Origin of the sequence: Sporosarcina sp. FSL K6-5500 (genome assembly GCF_038005665.1) — a bacterium.
Lineage (GTDB): Bacteria > Bacillota > Bacilli > Bacillales_A > Planococcaceae > Sporosarcina > Sporosarcina psychrophila.
The window spans coordinates 3,453,967-3,474,155 of the sequence record NZ_JBBOTP010000001.1 but is presented as its reverse complement, the minus strand read 5'-3'; the positions used below and the strand labels follow the sequence as shown (position 1 = coordinate 3,474,155).

At 40.8% G+C, this 20,189-nt stretch carries 18 protein-coding genes; all 18 read right to left on the bottom strand.

Annotated elements, in window-relative coordinates; all coding sequences use genetic code 11:
- Nucleotides 1–45: 45 nt before the first annotated feature.
- The 18 genes from yihA to xylF all read right to left on the bottom strand — a co-directional run bounded on the left by yihA (nucleotide 46) and on the right by xylF (nucleotide 20,188).
- Nucleotides 46–627, bottom strand: a complete 582-nt coding sequence (gene yihA, locus MKX62_RS16615; RefSeq protein ID WP_067208063.1) for a ribosome biogenesis GTP-binding protein YihA/YsxC — start codon at nucleotides 625–627, stop codon at nucleotides 46–48.
- The gene (gene lon, locus MKX62_RS16610; protein ID WP_067208060.1) at nucleotides 624–2,948 is read right to left on the bottom strand and encodes an endopeptidase La; all 2,325 of its coding nucleotides are present in this window, start codon (nucleotides 2,946–2,948) and stop codon (nucleotides 624–626) included. The genes yihA and lon overlap by 4 nt, the downstream gene beginning before the upstream one ends.
- 124 nt (nucleotides 2,949–3,072) lie before the next feature.
- On the bottom strand, nucleotides 3,073–4,338 hold the full coding sequence (clpX, locus tag MKX62_RS16605) for an ATP-dependent protease ATP-binding subunit ClpX (protein ID WP_067208057.1): 1,266 nt from the start codon (nucleotides 4,336–4,338) through the stop codon (nucleotides 3,073–3,075).
- Nucleotides 4,339–4,487: 149 nt separating this feature from the next.
- Nucleotides 4,488–5,774, bottom strand: a complete 1,287-nt coding sequence (gene tig, locus MKX62_RS16600; RefSeq protein ID WP_067208055.1) for a trigger factor — start codon at nucleotides 5,772–5,774, stop codon at nucleotides 4,488–4,490.
- Nucleotides 5,775–5,887: 113 nt separating this feature from the next.
- The gene (locus tag MKX62_RS16595; protein ID WP_340741897.1) at nucleotides 5,888–6,859 is read right to left on the bottom strand and encodes a tetratricopeptide repeat protein; all 972 of its coding nucleotides are present in this window, start codon (nucleotides 6,857–6,859) and stop codon (nucleotides 5,888–5,890) included.
- Between the two features lie 383 nt (nucleotides 6,860–7,242).
- Nucleotides 7,243–7,509 carry a phosphocarrier protein HPr gene (locus MKX62_RS16590; RefSeq protein ID WP_304627122.1) on the bottom strand — a complete coding sequence of 89 codons (267 nt, stop codon included), beginning with the start codon at nucleotides 7,507–7,509 and terminating at the stop codon, nucleotides 7,243–7,245.
- A gap of 37 nt (nucleotides 7,510–7,546) precedes the next feature.
- The gene (locus MKX62_RS16585) at nucleotides 7,547–8,269 is read right to left on the bottom strand and encodes a sugar isomerase domain-containing protein (protein ID WP_187047444.1); all 723 of its coding nucleotides are present in this window, start codon (nucleotides 8,267–8,269) and stop codon (nucleotides 7,547–7,549) included.
- Between the two features lie 4 nt (nucleotides 8,270–8,273).
- Entirely contained in the window at nucleotides 8,274–8,996 is a 723-nt protein-coding gene (locus MKX62_RS16580) for a GntR family transcriptional regulator (RefSeq protein ID WP_067208044.1), read from the bottom strand.
- Between the two features lie 14 nt (nucleotides 8,997–9,010).
- Nucleotides 9,011–9,739: a glucosamine-6-phosphate deaminase gene (gene nagB / locus MKX62_RS16575; RefSeq protein WP_340741896.1), complete on the bottom strand. Its 729-nt coding sequence runs from the start codon at nucleotides 9,737–9,739 to the stop codon at nucleotides 9,011–9,013.
- Nucleotides 9,736–10,905, bottom strand: a complete 1,170-nt coding sequence (nagA, locus tag MKX62_RS16570; RefSeq protein WP_445683555.1) for an N-acetylglucosamine-6-phosphate deacetylase — start codon at nucleotides 10,903–10,905, stop codon at nucleotides 9,736–9,738. Before nagA ends, nagB begins: the two co-directional genes overlap by 4 nt.
- 904 nt (nucleotides 10,906–11,809) lie before the next feature.
- On the bottom strand, nucleotides 11,810–13,138 hold the full coding sequence (locus tag MKX62_RS16565; protein WP_340741894.1) for an MATE family efflux transporter: 1,329 nt from the start codon (nucleotides 13,136–13,138) through the stop codon (nucleotides 11,810–11,812).
- A gap of 115 nt (nucleotides 13,139–13,253) precedes the next feature.
- On the bottom strand, nucleotides 13,254–13,808 hold the full coding sequence (locus MKX62_RS16560) for a TetR/AcrR family transcriptional regulator (RefSeq protein ID WP_067208035.1): 555 nt from the start codon (nucleotides 13,806–13,808) through the stop codon (nucleotides 13,254–13,256).
- 123 nt (nucleotides 13,809–13,931) lie between these two features.
- Nucleotides 13,932–14,381, bottom strand: a complete 450-nt coding sequence (locus MKX62_RS16555) for a GNAT family N-acetyltransferase (RefSeq protein ID WP_067208032.1) — start codon at nucleotides 14,379–14,381, stop codon at nucleotides 13,932–13,934.
- A gap of 1,218 nt (nucleotides 14,382–15,599) precedes the next feature.
- Nucleotides 15,600–16,793 carry a chromate efflux transporter gene (gene chrA, locus MKX62_RS16550; RefSeq protein ID WP_067208029.1) on the bottom strand — a complete coding sequence of 398 codons (1,194 nt, stop codon included), beginning with the start codon at nucleotides 16,791–16,793 and terminating at the stop codon, nucleotides 15,600–15,602.
- A gap of 390 nt (nucleotides 16,794–17,183) precedes the next feature.
- Entirely contained in the window at nucleotides 17,184–17,513 is a 330-nt protein-coding gene (locus tag MKX62_RS16545) for a YolD-like family protein (protein ID WP_067208026.1), read from the bottom strand.
- A gap of 10 nt (nucleotides 17,514–17,523) precedes the next feature.
- Nucleotides 17,524–18,783 (bottom strand): Y-family DNA polymerase, encoded by a 1,260-nt coding sequence (locus MKX62_RS16540; RefSeq protein ID WP_340741893.1) that lies wholly within the window; start codon nucleotides 18,781–18,783, stop codon nucleotides 17,524–17,526.
- Entirely contained in the window at nucleotides 18,780–19,007 is a 228-nt protein-coding gene (locus MKX62_RS16535) for a transcriptional regulator (RefSeq protein ID WP_340741892.1), read from the bottom strand. Before MKX62_RS16535 ends, MKX62_RS16540 begins: the two co-directional genes overlap by 4 nt.
- Nucleotides 19,008–19,117: 110 nt before the next feature.
- Complete coding sequence (gene xylF / locus MKX62_RS16530; protein WP_067208018.1) at nucleotides 19,118–20,188, bottom strand: D-xylose ABC transporter substrate-binding protein; 1,071 nt, start codon at nucleotides 20,186–20,188, stop codon at nucleotides 19,118–19,120.
- Nucleotide 20,189 lies beyond the last annotated feature (1 nt).

The window sequence follows — 20,189 nt, the reverse complement described above, 5'->3', positions numbered from 1 at the left end:
GGAAAACGATGTATATCTCGTCTTCCGGATTTCCCAATTCTACAATTACATTCTGCTTTCAATCTCTTTCCATGCTTCGTCCATTCCGATTCCCTTTTCAGATGAAAAGACAATTAATGCATCGTATGGTCGCATTGCAAGCGTTTCACGAACGACTTTTTTATGCTTTTCCCATTTCCCTTTTGGAATCTTGTCCGCTTTCGTCGCAATGATGATTGCAGGCATATTATTCTCTACAAGGAAATCGTACATTGCACAATCATCAGCACTTGGAGCGTGGCGTAAATCTACAATTTGAATGACAGCTCGAAGTGGCTCCCGTTCAGTCATATATTGTTGAATGAATTTCCCCCATGTTTCACGAGAAGACTTGGATACTTTTGCATACCCGTATCCCGGTACATCGACGAAAAATAATTGCTCTTCAATTTTATAAAAGTTTAATGTTTGTGTCTTACCTGGCTTCGAAGAAGTTCGAGCAAGGCTTTTTCTACCAATCATCTTGTTTATGAAAGATGATTTACCGACGTTCGACCGGCCTGCTAACGCAAATTCCGGATACCCTTCCGCCGGATATTGTTCGGGGCGTACAGCACTCATTATCATTTCTACGTTATGGACTTTCATTTGGAAGTCTCCTCCAATGCAATTTCGAGGACCTCTTCTGCGTCAGAAACGAGTTTAAATGTCAGTTCCTCTCGGACGCTTTCTGGAATATCTTCGATGTCGCGCTCATTTTCTTTTGGCAAGATAATCGTCGTCAAGCCAGCTCGATGGGCACTTAATGTTTTTTCTTTCACGCCACCAATCGGTAAAACTCTACCGCGCAGTGTAATTTCACCAGTCATCCCGACCTCACGGCGTACTGGCCGTGAAGTCAATGCAGAGACCAGTGATGTAGCAATCGTCACACCGGCTGAAGGACCATCTTTAGGGATCGCACCTTCAGGTACATGGATATGAATATCACACTTTTCATGGAAATCTGGATCAATACCGAATTCCACCGTTTTCGAACGCACGTAGGACAATGCAGTTTGGGCAGACTCTTTCATAACATCTCCAAGTTTACCCGTCAGTATAAGTTTACCTTTTCCTGGCGATAAAGAAACCTCAATCTGCAATGTATCTCCACCAACTTGCGTATAAGCAAGTCCTGTCGCGACGCCTATTTGATTTACTGTCTCCGCCTGTCCATACCTGTATTTCTTTTTACCAATAAGAGATTCAAGTGTTTTAGAACTAACCGTTATACTTTTCTTCTCTCCCGTGACAATCAGTTTCGCAGCTTTACGGCAAATACCAGCAATTTGTCGTTCTAGGCCACGTACACCTGCCTCGCGTGTATAATACCTTACAATGTCCTGAATCGCAGGATCATTGATACGAACCTGCGATTTTGTCAGTCCGTGCTCTTTCAACTGTTTCGGGATCAAGTGATTTTTCGCAATAGCGTGCTTCTCAATTTCTGTGTAACCGGCAATTGAAATGATTTCCATCCGGTCACGAAGTGGTCCCGGAATTGCACTTAAATCATTGGCAGTCGCAATGAACAAAACATTCGATAAGTTATAAGGCTCTTCGATGTAATGATCACTAAATTTATTGTTTTGTTCTGGGTCAAGCACCTCAAGCATCGCGGACGATGGATCCCCACGGAAGTCATTCGACATCTTATCGATTTCATCCAGTAAGAACACGGGGTTAATCTTGCCAGCTTTTTTCATACCTTGAATAATTCGCCCAGGCATTGCGCCCACATATGTCCGTCTATGACCACGAATTTCCGACTCGTCACGCACTCCGCCAAGTGAGATTCGAACAAACTTCCTACCTAGAGATTCTGCAATAGACCTAGCTAAAGACGTTTTTCCGACACCTGGTGGACCCGCAAGACAAAGGATTGGTCCTCGTAATGAATTCGTTAATTGACGAACTGCCAAATATTCAAGTATACGTTCTTTAACAGCTTCTAGTCCATCGTGGTCGCGATTTAAGATTTCTTCCGAGCGATTAATGTCAAGCTGATCTGTTGATGCATCGGACCATGGCAACGTAACGAGCCACTCGATATAATTACGGATGATTCCGCTTTCAGCTGCAGCAGATGGTAGTTTTTCATATCTGTCGAGTTCACGCAACGCGGCTTCTCTAACACCTGCCGGCATACCGGAACTCTCGATTTTTTCAGTCAAGTCTATTACTTCTAGACCTTTACCGTCTTTATCACCGAGTTCAGTCTGAATCGCCTTCATCTGCTCACGCAAATAAAACTCTTTTTGCGTTCGCTCCATGGCTTCCCTAACACGTTCATTAATTTTCTTTTCAAGGTTCAGCACTTCTTGCTCATTATAAAGTCTACTCATAAGCCATTCAAGGCGTTCATTGACATTTTTTATTTCAAGTACTTCTTGCTTTGCAACCAATTTCAGCGGTAAATGAGAAGCGACCGTATCTGCCAGTCTTCCCGGTTCTATAATTGAAGCGACAGAATCATATGTTTCTTCTGTCACTTTTTTCGAGATTTTTGAGTACTTTTTGAAATATGTAAGTAGCGTTCTCATTAGCGCTTCTGATTCAGCATCAATTTCCTCATCATCTGGATAACCAATTACTTTAACCACAGGATAAAGATCCGCTTCCTCATAATCCGACCATTCTGCACGTTCAATTCCTTCAATAAGTATACGATACGTCCCGTTTGGTAGTTGTGTCATCGATTTAACAAACGCCAATGTCCCTACTTTATACAGATCCTCCGGTTCCGGATTTTCTATACTTATATCTTTCTGCGTAGCAAGAAAAATAAGGTTATCCTGTGCGATTGCGTGTTCAATGGCAAATACGGAGCGCTCTCTTCCAACATCAATATGTAAAATCATCGTAGGGTATACGAGCAGCCCACGCAGCGGCAACAATGGTATATTGTTCAATTCATTAGTTAACATGCGGAAGTCACCTCCATTAATTATGTATATCCAACTTTTAGTTCAATCAAATATTTAAAAAAAGCTGACATCCGAAGAGCGCATTTTCACGCGCGTCATCGGAGTCAGCTTCATCCTTCAGGCGTTACGCCGAGTCTTTCTCATTATCCAGATGAACTCGGGTACCGTCCGCTGTTAAAAGAATTGGATTTGATTGCCCCAAGACGGAGTCTTTAGTAATGACACACTCAGTCACTTCTTCAAGTGAAGGCAGTTCATACATTACGTCGAGCATGATATTCTCAATGATTGAACGCAGACCACGAGCACCTGTTTTTCGTGTGATTGCCTCTTTTGCAATTTCAAGCAAGGCATCATCTTCGAATCGCAGTTCAACATTGTCCAGCCCAAACATTTTTTGGTATTGTTTTACAATCGCATTTTTCGGAAGCGTCAAAATCTGATACAGCGTATCTTCGCTTAACTGTTCCAAACTTGCAAGTACAGGTAAACGACCTACGAATTCTGGTATCAAACCAAAACGTTGAAGATCTTCCGGAATCAGTTTAGCAAGGTAAGACTCCTCTTCAATAACCAAGTTCGGCTCAGCACCGAAACCAATTACTTTTTGTCCGATACGGCGTTTAATGATTTCTTCGATTCCGTCGAATGCTCCCCCAACAATAAAGAGAATATTCGTCGTGTCGATTTGGATAAATTCTTGATGTGGATGTTTACGTCCGCCTTGTGGTGGCACGCTCGCAACTGTCCCTTCAAGAATTTTAAGAAGTGCCTGTTGGACACCTTCCCCTGACACGTCACGTGTAATGGACGCATTTTCGGATTTACGAGCGACTTTATCGATTTCATCAATATAGATGATCCCTTTTTCCGCACGATCTACATCATAATCTGCAGCCTGAATCAGTTTCAATAGAATATTTTCTACGTCTTCACCAACATATCCCGCTTCCGTCAAAGATGTAGCATCTGCAATCGCGAAAGGTACATCGAGGATTCTAGCAAGCGTTTGAGCAAGTAATGTTTTACCGCTCCCTGTTGGTCCGATTAAGACGATATTGGATTTCGATAGCTCGACATCATCAATCTTACTGTTCGAATTAACACGTTTATAGTGATTATAGACAGCAACTGAAAGTGATTTCTTTGCACGGTCCTGTCCAATAAGGTATTCATCGAGTATACTTTGTATTTCTTTCGGCTTCGGAACGTCTTTAAGCTCGAAACCTTCTTCAAGTCCGACTTCCTCTTCAACGATTTCAGCACAAAGTTCAACACATTCATCACAAATATAGACGCCTTGACCAGCGACTAACTTACGAACCTGTTCCTGGGATTTCCCGCAAAAAGAACAGTTCAAGTTATCTTTTTCATCGTTAAATTTGAACATTATGCTCACCCCTATTCAAGTGACAATCTTACAAGATTCCCCCGTTTTTATCAACTAATTAGAATTCTTCCCTACTCAAGAAGGTAATTCTATGTCTTTCTATGAAAAACAAGGTACGGTCTTCCGTACCTTGTCCTTATTTCACTTTATTATTCAGTAATCTTTGCATTTTCAACAAGGAATTCAACTGTTTTATTGAAACGAAGGTCATTTTCAAGAACAGAAGTTCCACCAAGTGTTGTTTTAATTTGCTCAACATCCATACCGAATTGCGCGGACATTTTTTCAAGTTCTGCGTTAATATCAGCTTCTTCAACTACGATGTTTTCAGCTTTACCAATCGCTTCAAGTACAAGTGAAACGCGAACACGGTTTTGTGCATCGTCTTTCATTTGTGAACGAAGTGCTTCTTCATCTTGTCCAGAGAACTGGAAGTAAAGCTCAAGGTTCATACCTTGTGATTGAAGACGTTGTCCGAACTCTTCCATCATACGTTCAATTTCAGAATTGATCATTACTTCAGGGATTTCGACTTCCATATTTCTCGCAGCCGCTTCGACAAGATCGTCGCGAAGTGCTACTTCAGATGCCGATTTCTTCTCTTCCAAAGTAGTTTCTTTCAGCTTCGTACGCAATGCTTCAAGACTTTCTACTTCTTCATCAATTTCTTTTGCAAGTTCGTCATCAAGTGCTGGAACTTCTTTTGACTTGATTTCATGAATTTTCACTTTGAAAATCGCTGGTTTACCAGCAAGTTCTGCTGCATGGTATTCTTCAGGGAAATTCACTTCGACGTCTTTTTCTTCGTCTTGTTTCATGCCAACCAATTGTTCTTCGAATCCAGGGATAAATGAACCTGAACCGATTTCAAGGTCGTACCCTTCAGATTTTCCGCCGTCGAAAACTTCTCCATCAACAGAACCTTCGAAATCGATTTTCACTGTGTCGCCATTTTCAACTGCGCCATCTTCTTTAATAGCTAATTCAGCGAATTTTTGTTGACGATCTTTCAGTTGCTCTTCGATTTCTTCGTCAGTAACTGTTGTTTCCTGACGTGTTACTTCAAGGCCTTTATAATCGCCAAGTTTCACTTCTGGTTTCAATGTAACAACCGCTTTGAAAATAAGGTCTTTTCCTTTTTCCATTTGCTCGATGTCAATTTCAGGACGATCGATTGGTTCAACGCCTGCTTCGTCAAGAGCATTTGAATATGCTTCTGGAAGGATGAAATCAAGTGCTTCATTGTAAAGTGATTCTACGCCATACATTTTTTCAAACATTTGACGTGGCATTTTCCCTTTACGGAATCCTGGTGCTTGTATTGTTTTCACAACTTTCTTGAATGCTTTATCAAGACCTACCGTTACTGCTTCTGCAGGTACTTCTACTGTTAGAATCCCTGTGTTTCCTTCTTGCTTTTCCCATTTAACTGACATAATTAAATACCTCCGAATCGTTTTGGCCAATATCTTTTGTTCCGTATATACTCCATTGACAACCATTTCAGTATATCATAGTCTCTTCATCTTTCAACAGATTTCACACTTTGTTAAAGGTCCGAATCGTTGTCAATCTGTTGAATAAGTAAGTTCAGTGCTGTCTCGGGTAACTGCTCACCTGAAAACAGACTTTCTATGTAGTTTACATAGGCTGTTGCGACTTCTTCTGCTTGATGAGTCCCCCAGCCGAAAGGGAAAGCAGTAATTGCAAATTTCTCAATGAGACCTTGAGCCATTTCTAATCTAGATGGATCCTTCAGTAACCGACGATCCACTTCTTCAAGAACTTGTTTCGTTAAATCATCTTGCCCAGGTAATGTCATAGCTGCTGGAACAATACGCTTCTCCCAGCCGAATTTCCGCACTGTAAGTTCATCAGAGTGCCCTGTCTGATGCAGTAGCGTTAATGCGAACGTAATTGCTAATGGTGCCACATCGTCCCGCGCTACAATTATCGCAAGTAAAGGGACTAAATCAGTTAAATCACTACCTTCAAGTGAAGCCAGTGCATACTGTTGTGCCAAAGCATCCATCTTCATGAATTCGTCTAGTGTGAATAATTCCATTCGATAGCTGGGCTCGTCCTGTGCATAGCGGTCAGACAAACGACCATTCAATTCCCGCAGATAATTGAATTTGTTCAGCATATCAGGCGGAACGATTCCTTCATCAATTAGCGCATCAATTGTCATTTCAACTTCATCGTACTCCTGCAGTTGAATGCTAATTGTCAAATACAGCTCCATTGCATCGACGTAATCGGCGGTTCCGCTATGAAGGAGCCTTGCTGCAATTTCTTTTGCACGTTGAAAGTCTTTTGTTTCATAAAGGGCAACCGCGTATGGTCCCAGAAATTCCGGATTGTCAGGTTCATATACAATAGCTTGGTCAAATGCTTCCACCGCTAACTCATAGTTCTCCTGCTCGACGGCTACATGGCCATTTTCAACAAGCTTTTCAAATGTTCCTGGAAAGACGATAACATTTTCTTTTTTCCTGAGTCTTCCGTATTTCTTTCTCAATACGCACACCTTCTTTCATCATTTCCCACTATATCACAGCGATTTCTGTTTTAACATTGATAATTGGTCAATTAGGTAAAAAAAGTCGATGAGCTATCCCGTAAAACAGTAAAGCGTCACCCGACTAGAGCTCGGTGACGCTTTCACAAGGACTTGAAACATCTTTGTTTTATATTTGATGAAATAAATAATCCCATTGAATTCGCTTCGGCGCTTGGGATGCCTCCCGCCCTAAGCCAGACAGCTTCGCCATCAGTCTTAGGGCTTCGGCTACCCTTTGTAAGGCGCCTTCGCTTAGTTTATATAGTTTTTAGTAGTTCAATATATAGAGCCATTCAAAACGCTAAAAGCATGCAAAAGTGCAATGCCTTAAATCGTTGAAATCACTCACCGATTCCTTCTGATTTTATTACTTCATCCACTTTAGCCATTAATGCTTCTTCATCCTCACCATCAGCGATGATTTTAATGTCGGCTCCAGCTGAAATTCCCAGTGACATAACACCCATAATCGATTTCAAGTTCACTGTCTTTTCCATGTATGCAAGTTTCACATCTGACGTAAATGGTGTCACCGCTGATACTAATACGGATGATGGACGGGCGTGAAGTCCCTCGTTGCTAGTAACTTTGTAATTTTTCTCAATCATTTTAAACTCTCCCTTTTAATAGATTAGTCGAATCAAGTTAAAACTTAATTCGCTTGCTATAAGTAGCAATCATTTGCTCATTATGTGCTGAGCTTCCATCCAAATTTGCGCTTTTAAATATTGGAGGTTCTATACCACTTTCAATCATCATACCAATCACACGACTGAATGTCGCATGAAGAAGCATATTCCCAATGACGCCAGAAGCCGGTGCATAAGGTGTTCCCTCCGATAGCAGAAGCCCATCCCCAACCGTTACATGCGTATTCAAAACAGCTTCAGTAACATCTTCAAGTCTATTTCCTGAATGGTGTTTAGATGGCTGTTCAGACGCGTTGTAGTAAAGAGACTGGAGAGAAACAACATAAGCCCCGGACTCTTTTGCAATATACGCCACATCTATTGGTACCACATTTCGTCCAGAAGTTGAAATAATAATGACTACATCTTCAGAACGAATGTCTAGCTGACCCGCAAATGTTTGGGTAAATTCAGGGTCTTTTTCATTCGTAGATGCCTGTGAAGCCCCATTATGAAGCATCAAAGTCTCGACAATAATTGGTCGTACTGGTACTAAACCGCCCGCACGGAAAAACGGCTCCTCCGCTATTAAGTGAGAATGACCTGAGCCGAATAACTGAACAATACCACCACGCGAAAGGCGTTTCATTATCTCTGCTGCAATCTTTTCAACAGATTGCTGTTCTTCTTGAATAACTTTTTTCATCAATGATTCGATTTCCTTGAAATACGCATTCATTCAATCATCTCCGAATCTCACTGATAAATTTATAACGATCTGCCCGATATGTACTTCGAACAATTTCAATCGGAACATCGTTCGTTAAATAACTGATTCGTTCTATCAACAAAACTGCTGAAGGCATAAAAATTTGAAGGAACTCTGCATCTTCCTTTTTCACTAACACAGCTTCCATGCGTTGAGAGGCATGGCTAATTATTAGCCGTTTATCCTTCTCAATAAACGAATACAGTGATCCTTCTATGTCATTCAATTCAAGATTTGGGACGAGCTTAACAGGAAGATATGACCTTTCGATCGCCATCGGTTTGTCGTCCGCATACCTAATTCGCTTAACGACGAATACTTCTTCATCTTTAGCCAACTGTAACTCATGCATAATATCTATTTCAGGTATCATTTTCTCAAAACTAATAAGTTTGTTACTAGGTTTCATCCCACGTGACAGCATATCTTCCGTAAAGCTTGTAAGACCACTAAGAGGCTGTTCAATCTTGGGTGTCGCTACATATGTTCCGCGCCCCTTTTCACGATAAAGGAGCCCCTCATTTACTAGATTCGTTATGGATTGGCGGACAGTCATGCGACTTACGTCAAACGTATCCGTCAGTTCACGTTCGGAAGGGATTGCCTCTCCAATTACAAAATCCCCTTGCAGAATTTGATTTTTCAAATAGTCCTCGATTTGGACGTACATGGGTATCGGTGACTGTTTATCTAACATAATACTCACTTCCCTTATGATTTAACCAGTTCATATGCATCCCTATCAACAATAAGTGTAACATTATCGTGATTCCATAAAATTGATGCTGGAAAACTTTCAGTCACATCTTTATTTAATAATGTTCTCACAGCTTCTGCTTTATCTTTTCCGGATGCCAGTAAAATAATTTCCTTACTTTTTAATATCGATTTGATGCCCGTTGTAATCGCATGTGTTGGAACTTCATCAATGGAAGGAAAGAAGCGTGCGTTACTTTCTCGGGTAGATGCAACAAGTTCAACGACATGTGTCAGACTGTTTGAATCCGTTCCAGGTTCGTTAAAGCCGATATGCCCATTTCTCCCTATTCCCAATACCTGCAGATCAATCGGCCCTACGCTATCAATTACTTGTTCATAACGCAGACATTCTTCTGCTGAATCAGATGTTCCATCCGGAATATACGTATTTCCAATTACAATGTCAATCTTATCAAATAAGTTTTCAGTCATAAATGTGCGGTAACTTTCCGGATGCCCTTTATCTAGACCTAGGTATTCATCTAGATTAATCGTGCACACATTTTTATACGATATCCCACGTAATTTAACACCTTCAACTAATCGTTCATAAAGCCCTAGTGGCGTTGATCCTGTTGCAAGTCCAAGCACCGAGTGATCATTTCCAAGAATTTGTGCTTCTACCAATTGTGCGGCCTTTACGCTTACTTCATCATAATCAGCACATATGACTACCTTCATCCCATTACCTCCTTAGTATAAGCAATTTCCCCCCTACAAATAGTCATCTGGACATTCCACTCCCCATCGATGATGGTAAGATCCGCATCTTTTCCAGGCTCAATCCTGCCTTTATTGGATAGGCCAAGTTGTTCGGCAGCATTTGTTGAGGTCATTGCAACTAATTCAGCTAATGAACAATTTGTAATAGCCTTCATATTCTGCGCTGCTTGTTCCATCGTTAATATGCTTCCTGCAAGCGTTCCATCGCGAAGCCGCGCATCTTTGTCTGATACTTCTACATCTTGGCCTCCTAAATCATAAATGCCAGGTGGAAGCCCTTTCGCACGCATTGCATCCGTAATAAGAATAATTCGATTGGAAGTCTTTTGACGATAAGCGAGTTCAACCGATTTCGGATGACTATGAATGCAATCGACGATAATTTCAACGAAAAGTGAATCCTCTAAAAAAGCAGCTCCAACAACCCCTGGTTCCCTATGATGAAACGGGCTCATTTGGTTATATAAATGAGTCACATGAGTAGCACCCTCCTCAACCGCATTACGAACGATATCCGATGTTGCATCCGTATGTCCAATAGATGCAATCACACCACTCGTCGTTACCTTTTCAATGAAAGCAAGACCGTTTTCCACCTCAGGAGCAACAGTTACAATTTTAATGCGGTTACCACTCAGCTCTTGCCATTGTTCAAAAAGGGCAAAAGACGGTGTTGTAATATGCTCAACCGGTTGTGCACCCGCTCGTATAGCTGAAATAAAAGGCCCTTCCAAATGAACCCCCAACATTTCAGCTTGCCTTTCATCCGCATTGAATAAACCCGCATTGCGTAACGCCCCTGCTATCGCTTCATCCGACTGCGTCATTGTTGTTGCTAAAAAACTCGTCGTCCCTTCACGGGGAAGCGCGCTCGCCAAACCATTTAATGCTTCCGGCGTCGCATCCATTACATCAAAGCCTGAAGAACCGTGAATGTGAATGTCAATAAAACCAGGCACAACAATCCAATCCTTACCCGCCGCATCGATTCGTATATCTGCAACTTTATTTATAGAAGTAGCGATTTCTATAATTTCGCCATTTTCTATATAAATGTCTCCTGATATACCATCCTTTGTTGCATTGGCAATTGTAATATTTGAAATCAACAATGTCTTCATCAAATTCCTCATCCCTTTTGAATATCCTGTATAAATAGAAATAAATTCCATTCAAATCCGCCGCTTACAGCGCCTTCGCTGGTTTATATAGGTATTATTTGTTCAACATGTCTAGTATTCTTAATTTTCACTATACACTCAATCGGTATAGTTGTCTATACCAGTTTATAATCTAATAAAATAAATTATATGTACTCACTAGAAAAAATAACCCTAAAGAAATTGTTCTTCTTACAACAAAAAAGTAGTATAGACCAATCACTTAGTCTGCACTACTTTTTGTATATTTATCCCCCAATACCTTCTAGATATGTTAAACAAATGAATACGGCGTATGCGCTTTACAAGGGATTTTAGGAGGCCACTGAAAAAGCCCTAGTAATTGGAATGAATTAGTATTACCACTAATACCGCTTCGACGCTTTGTGGATGCCTCCCGCGATAAGCCAGAAAGGAAACCACTTGGGAGGGATTTAACTGCATCCCTCCTTAGTCTTATCGCTCCGGCTACCACGAAGACGCGCCTGCGCTGGATGGTCTATTTGAGAAAGCGCATTTCATTATTAGTGATGAAATCTGCAACCTGGAGTGCGTCTTTCTTGACTATAAGCAGTATCAACTAGTAATCACATTATAGTCTCGGCATATACATCTTAAAATCACATTTCTCTCGATAATGAACACCCTAGCGCAGGCGCGGCAAAGGGGTCGCCGAAGCCGTAAGACTGGATGCGAAGCGCTAATCCAGGCTTACGGCGAGAGGCATCCCCAAAGCACCAAGCGTTCTACAATCCACACCCCGAATTACACCTCTCTTATTATTGAGCGCCACGGCAGATTCAATAGGATTCTTTAATTCAACATATATAGGTTATTTCTCTTACAACATTCCTTATAAAGTCACATCTCAATTGTTCCATTTTTTGTGGTAATAATAAATTGTCATCAGAACGATGAATTCAGATATTGGTATAGCGAGCCAGACACCTGTTAATCCAAATAGTCGTGGCATGATGGCGAGCAAGATTAGCAAAACAACAATTTCCCTTGCTGCAGTAATCCACGTTGCCATTCGGATCTGTCCGATGGATTGATAATACGTCATCATGACAAAGTTTGTGCCCATAAAAAGATAGGCGATAAAGAATAGTTTAATACCCGGAACCGCAATTTTCATTACTTCTTCTGGAAAATCGCCGAACAAACTTGCAATTGGAGCGGCTGCAAATTGGCCGACAAGCAGAAAGAAGATGCCGGCCCCGAGTGCTGTCCCAATAGCCATACGAACAGTCTTTTTCATCTTGACTTCGCTACCTGCCCCACGGTAATAGCTAATCAGCGGTTGAATCGCCGCACCCATACCTAAAAATAACAGCAACATAACACTGTGAACATAATTCAATATCGTAAATGCAGACACGCCTGCGGTTCCAGCGAGGTATTCAAACGTAATATTATGCGAGATTGTAAAGACCGAAAATCCAACTTCCGCAAGAAAACTCGGAAATCCAATCACTAATATTAATAGAAAAAGCTTTCGATTGAACTTAAAGCGAACAAAACGCAAATTACTTTTCTTTCTGAAAAAATGCGTGCTCAATATGACAAGCCCCACAAATGCACCAATGACCGTTGCCGCTGCAGCACCCTCTACACCATAATCAAGTACGAATAAAAACACATAATTCAATCCGATATTGACGACTGCCGTAGCAACAAGTGCAATCATTGATAAGTTCGGTCCACCGTCATTTCGCACCAAAATACTGAATGCATTTTCAACAGTGAAGATGAATCCAAATAGCAACATGACCTTCATATAACCTGCAGTGTACTGAAATGTGTCGGCATTCGCGCCCAATAAATACGCAAGTTCCGTCCTAAAAACAAAGGCAGTAAGCCCGACAATCAGCGTTAAAATAAATATAGAGACAATGGCATGTGAAAAAATAACACGCGCCTTATCAGGTCGTTTAGCTCCCATCATTGCGGAATAACGGGTCGCTGCACCAATTCCAATCCACAGTGACATCGCGACAAAAACCGTATAAACTGGCGCTGCAATCCCTACCCCGGCAAGGGCGACTGGACCTAAGCGATTGCCTACCATAATTCCGTCGATCACAATATTGACAGCCATCAGTAGCATCCCAATCATCGACGGGATTAAATACCTCAAAAAAGATTTCCCAACAGATTCCGTATCTAAGCGATTTACTACTTGTTCCTTTTTCATTACCAATTCAATTCCTTATCTTTTGTCGTTCCATAAAACACGGAAACGATTTTAGTTTTTATAGTTTCGTCAGTCAAAAAAATAGACTGGCAGTTAAAATGCCAGTAAGCTCACCTTATTTTTCCTTCACCATACCTGTCAATAACACATCCACAATCGCCCCGTACGCTTCCGTAACAGAAATACTATGTTCTAAAAAAAATTGTCGGTCGAGCGTTGCATTCGAAGCTTCAATAATCAATTTCATCAGCAGATCGATATTTCGATCCACAATAATACCTGTTCGGATCCCTTCTTCAAGAAGACCCTTTAAATCATCCCACTGATGCAACTCACGGTTCACCCGTTCCCACTGTACAGGGTAAGTCCGTTTTAATTGGTTCAGAATCCGGAGATCGTAAAACTCATTGTATTTTGGCATGACGACAATCGCCTTACGAATTTTTTCTAACAGCGTAAGTTCTGGATTGTCAATTATACGCCGTGTTTGTTCATCGAACTCAACGAGCGTCATATCTATAATTGAGTCAAGGATATCTACCTTAGATGAAAAATTTTCATATAACGTCCGCTTGCTAATTCCAAGACGCTTTGCCAAATCATCCATCGTGAACTTAATGCCATTATTTCGCGTTTCTTCAATAAATGCATTTCTGATTCTTGTTTTCAATTTTCGACCTCCCCAGAAACTAATAATCCGTTTGTAGTTTTACCAGTTTCATTATACAACCTCTGTGAGATGAATGTCTACAGAGTTAAGTAGGTCAAGTTCTAAACGATAAACCAAAAAACATTATAAACTTTTCACCATTAGCTTTTCATTATTACTATCCACTTCACCATTGAACTTAAAGCCAAATTTCTGATACAAGTGAAGTGCTCCTTGATTATCGGCGATGATGCTTAAATAGATTTCATTGCAACTATATTCTTGTTCTAACCGTTGAATTAATGCGCTTAACATAATGCTTCCTAATCCAAGACCTTGATATTTAGAATCGATTAAAAACCGATCCAGCCACACTCGTCCATTTATTCCTTCATCAGGAAAAAATCCATACATAGCAAAACCAACTAAATTCTTTTCCCAATAAAGCCCTACTGGTTGAAAGTTGCTGCATACCTTTGCCTCATCTAAACATTGTTGCGGCGTTTCAATAAAAGACTGTTGTTCTTCATTAATACGCAGTTTTAGAATATCGTTTATATTGTCTTTTGTAACTTCATTTATAATTACTGTCATCATTTTTCCTTTCATATTTAAAGACTAGATTTATATAAGAATATACAACTAATAATGGCCGTCTAACACTTTAACATCTATATATGTTGAACAAATGAATACGGCGTATACGCTTTACATGGGCATTTGGAAGGCCACTGAAAAAGTCCCAATACTTAGAACTAATTAGAATCCTCCCAATACCGCTTGGACGCTTTGTGGATGCCTCCCGCGATAAGCCAGAAAGAAGACCGCTTTCAGTCTTATCGCTCCGGCTACCACGAAGTCGCGCCTTCGCTGGATGGTCTATGTGAGAAAGAGCATTTCATTATCTGCGATGAAATCTGCAACCTGAAGTGTGTCTTTCTTGAATAGAATTAGTAGCAAAAATAATCACCTTACAATCTCGGCATATACATCTCAAAATCACATTTCTCTCGATAATGAACAACCTAGCGCAGGCGTGGCAAAGGCATCCCCAAAGCGCCAAGCGTTCTACAATCCACACCCCGAATTAAGAAGCCACTGAAAAAGTTCTTTTTTAATAGTAAGAACTAGTTGATTGTAGTGAAGAGCGGCGACTCCAGCGGGAACAGCGCGAGCTGAAGACCCCACAGGAACGCAGTGACGAGGAGGCTGAAGCCGTGCCCGCGGAAAGCGTCCGCTCGGAACGGAAATCAACGGGATTGAAGGAAACAGGACTTTTTCAGCGGCCTCCGAATTAATACTCTCTCCTTATTGAGCGCCACAGTAGATTCAATGGGATTCTTTAATTCAACGTATATAGTATTCTGTATTGCCTGTCACAGCATTATTAACGATTCGATCTCTTCTAATGCTCACATTCATTATCTTAGCAATATAGCTTTCGTCGAAATAAAAATTCCATTGAACTCGAGGTGGCGCCTTCATTCAGTTTATTTAGGTATTCATGTGTTCAACATATATACCAACCTTTTTCACACTCTAAATTCATAACTGATGCAAATGTAGGAGATAAATCTTCTTCCCTAATTTTTAATATGCTCGATTCCTTCTTTAAATGCATTTAAATTTCTTGTTTTCAACTTCAACTATCAAGAAAACTAAAAAACCCATTTTAGTTTTATTGGTTTTATTGTACACCATCTGTGTGATGAATGTCTATCGAGTTAGATTGAAATGATAAAATGACAATAATAGTAGAAATAAAATAAACGTCACACCTGAGGAAAAACCCCATGCGTGACGTTATTTATTTCATAATAGTGTCAGTAATGAACCACCGATAGCTCCTGTAACTACAATAATCCAAGGTGGAAGCTTCCAAAAGGCAAGCATACTAAACAATAGGGCAGCTAAAGCAAAATCAATAGGCGCTAAAATGGAACTCGTCCAAATAGGAAAATAAAAAGCGGCTATTAATATCCCTATAACTGCTGCATTTACGCCCATGATGGCTCCTTTAATTTTAGGATTGCTTCGTAAACTATCCCAAAAAGGGAGTGCACCGAGAATAAGCAGGAATGCAGGTAGGAATACTGCAAACGTAGCTACTAAACCACCTTGCCAGCCCTTCATTACCGTTCCTAAATAAGCTGCAAATGTAAATAAAGGGCCTGGTACTGCTTGTGTAGCACCATAACCAGCTAAGAATGATTCTTCGCTTATCCATCCAGTTGGTACAAATTCCTGTTCTAGTAAAGGTAAGACGACATGACCGCCACCAAAAACTAAAGCACCTGACCGATAAAAACTATCGAACATAGCTACCCAGTAGGATCCAGTTACTTCCCTGATTACGGGTAACAAAAAGAGTAACCCGAAAAATAGCAGTAAACAGATCACTGAAACACTCTTAGCGATTGGAAATTGCGAACTCACTTCATCATTTTCTTTGTGTTGCTTGAACAGAATGAACCCCAAAAATGCAGCGATTACAATGACGCCTACTTGAGCAAAAGCTGTTTGCAAAAAAAGAGTACCTATTAGTGCGAATAGAGCAATGGATTTCCTTGTTAAATCCGGTGTCAAATTTTTAGCCATTCCGATAATAGCATGCGCAACTACCGCCACTGCTACAATTTTCAAGCCATGTATCCATCCAGCATTTCCGACGTCACCCCCTGTGAGCAACAAGGCAAATAAAATAAGTGCAATAACTGAAGGCATTGTGAACCCAATGAAGGATATAATTCCACCCAAAACGCCCGCCCGCATAACACCTATACCAATACCTACTTGACTACTAGCTGGGCCAGGTAAGAACTGAGCTAAAGCAACTAAATCTGCATAGCTTTTTTCATCCATCCATTTTCTTCTTCGTACATATTCTTCATGAAAATACCCCAAATGAGCTGTTGGCCCACCAAAGGAGGTCAATCCAAGTCGTGTTGAAACTAAAAATAGTTCCAAAAGTGATTTTAATCCCCTATTTGATTTAGCTTTTTTCATATTGACTCCTCTTAATACTTTATCTTCTATGCCACTATTCCCTTAATATCGATATTGTTTTGCAACAAGACAAATATACCATTTTAAATAATACATTCAAGATGTAATCAAGAAGCTTTACATACTCTTAACATGTTTTCACGATTAATGTCCGCTATTTTCTTTTCCTGCGATTAACACCATCCAGATACGACACGATACCGACCACTGAAAAGGACGGACTTTCTTGTTTGAATTAGTCCGGAATGCCTCTTACTGTTTATTGGTCGATAAAGTTAACCATTTCAACTCTCAAAAAACCATTATACCCCATTAATTAACCTCCAAAATAAATAGTATCCCTTAACATAGGGATACTATTATCAGTTTTAAATTGGCGTTATTGTCTCTCTACTCCATGCTTTGCACATTTGTAATAGCAGCTACCCGTATTATTTCTGTACCGAGCGGATTCTTTAATTCAATGCACAGCTCCCTCAAATCGATGTCTTCAACTATCCCATGATGTTGAATAATTCGTCCACTATCCCAGGTTTTAATTAGCGTTTCACATTGCCTCTTATACGCTAATTCAAGCTCTTCTTGAATCGATTGAAGATCCCACTCGTTTAGTTCCGGTCTTTCAGTGTAATTATCCTGATCCATCCATTTTCGTAACTCCCTTACATGCTCCGACAGCATCATCGCTGTCCATTTAATATTTCCTCGGTCCCTAATCATAGTACAACTCCTATCCCTGATGACCGCCAACTAATGTAGATCTCTTAATAGATGTCCCTGCATTTGTAAGTGATACCGCCCTTAATATAGCGTTATCCCCATAACAAGTACGAATAGTATCCATTGTTGTACCTAGCTTCCGTACTTGCCATTTTTTCGTATCAAATAAACTTAATTGCATTGAACGCTCATCTTCTAACTTCGTAATCGAAACGGTGACTTGCCGCACGGCTTGATTGCCATGATTTTCATTCAACAATTCTTTGCAAACGTTATAAATTTTCATTGTGTCGTTTGTGGCTTCCACAATAGTACGAGAACGACGAAATCCACCTCCAAAAGCATTTTTACTATATCCGATACCGAGCGATATAGTGCGTCCGGCCTTGTATTCTTCCCTTACTCTTCTGGCGATATCCTCGCACATCTCTAACAAGACCACGTTTACTTCTTCCCGCAAATTATAATCTCGCATAAGTATTTGACTCTTCCCATAGCTAACCTGGCCTTCAAGAATTGGTGCACCCATCTTGGAGAGGTCTATTCCCCACGCATGATGGAATAACTGATTGCCCATTACTCCAAACTTTTTTTCAAGCCTTTGTAAATCGGCATTGGCCAAATCACCAACTGAAAATATCCCCATATTGTTTAAATTTTTTTCCGTTTGACGACCAATCCCCCACATTTCACTTAATGGAGAAATTGGCCATAATTTCCCCGCTACATCCTCAAAGGTCCATTTTGCAAAGCCTGTATCCTTTGCCTCTAGATCTAGTGCAAGCTTTGCCATTAACATGTTTGGTCCCATGCCGACCGTTGAAGGTAAGCCTAGCGTCGCAACTATTTCCTGTTGAATAACTTTAACAGTTTGCACTGGGTCGCCCCACAACTTTTCGGTTCCAGTTAGATCAATAAAGCTTTCATCTACACTGTAGACATGAATCGCTTCAGCCGGAACGTATTTATGAAGTAGGCATGTAATAGCCATCGACATTTCTAGAAAATAACTCATTTTTGGATTGAATAGCCTAATGTCAGGGTGTTGTGGAATTTCGTACAAACGAGAACCTGTTTTAACGCGAAATCTTTTTTTCATTGGAGGCGATGCCGCGAGCACAACAGACCCTTTTCTTTCAAGATTCCCAACGACCGCAATCGGCACCTTTTGTACATCTAAGCTATACAACGAAGCCATACAACTAGCATAAAAACTCACCATATCAATACAGGCGATGTGCCGATTTGGAAATTTACCGTAGTCAATCATACAACAATCCGCTCTCTTGAAGTAACGGGAACGAGTGCAAGGATAGTGTCGATTTTAAATGTACAATCGGATTTTGGTGAATAGCGATTGGCCCTAAATAAGACATCACCTACTTGTAGTATTTTAATGCTTCGCTTGCCTATCGCATCGTCTTTCACCGCGGATATCATATCTGAGACGTGATTCCATTCCATTGACTTAATCAACTCAACACGCACACTCATTCCCTCCTCTTTTAGTCATCATATAGAATACACGTTCGTATTGCAATGAAAAATAAACACTTAGCAAGAGTTACCAAAAATGGTCTCTCGCTAAGTGTTGGACACCCGATTTACTTCGATGTTACTTGATACACATCTTTAAATGAATGAAATCCATCGAAAATCACCGTACTATCTAGGTTGTGTTCATTTACAGCGATTGGTGTTAGCAGCACGGAAGGAACTTCGATCTTCCCATTATTAACTTTCTGTTCAGCAGATACTTTCTCACCTTTTGCCATCGCAACCGCTAATTTCGCCATTTCCTGTGTAAGCATCTTGATTGGTTTATAGACTGTCATCGTTTGTGTTCCAGTAACAATTCGCTGCACTCCTGCCAAATCCGCATCCTGTCCGGCAACTGGTACTTGACCTGCTAGTCCAACAGCCGAAAGTGCTTGAATAACACCACCTGCCGTGGCATCATTCGCAGCAATTACCGCATCAATCTGCTTGTTCGTTGTCCGAAGAGCTTCTTCCATATTGGCTTGTGCATTCACTGGAGTCCAATCCTTCGTCCACTGATCATAGACAATCTTAATATCACCTCGTTCAATATAGGGACGCAGCACATTGAACACACCTTTTTTCAATAAATGTGCATTGTTATCGGTAATCGCACCACCAATAAAGACGTAATTCCCCTTCGGTACGAGAGCAGTGATGGCTTTCGCCTGCATTTCGCCCACTTGTTCATTATCAAAAGAAACATATAGATCGAGATCCGCATTTTTGACGAGTCTATCATAGGCAATTACTTGGATATCTGCAAGATGCGCCTTGTGAACAATCGCGGCTGTTGCCTCAGCATTATGTGGGACAATTACCAAAAGGTCGATCCCGCTTTGAATGAGCGCCTCTGCCTGTGAAATTTGAAGCGCATCATCTCCATTCGCAGCGACAATCTCGATTTCGGCTCCTAATGCTTCAACGGCTTCTTTAAACAAATCACGGTCTCTCAGCCATCGTTCTTCAAGTAGTGTGTCCATCGAAAATCCAATACGGATTGGACTGTCGATTGCACTAAAAGGTATCGTTTCTTCTAACTCAACGGTCTCCAATGTCTGCTTTGGTATAGCTATACAAGTAACTAGTATCAAAATCATTCCCAATAGCCATACGATTATAGCCTTTCGTTTCATC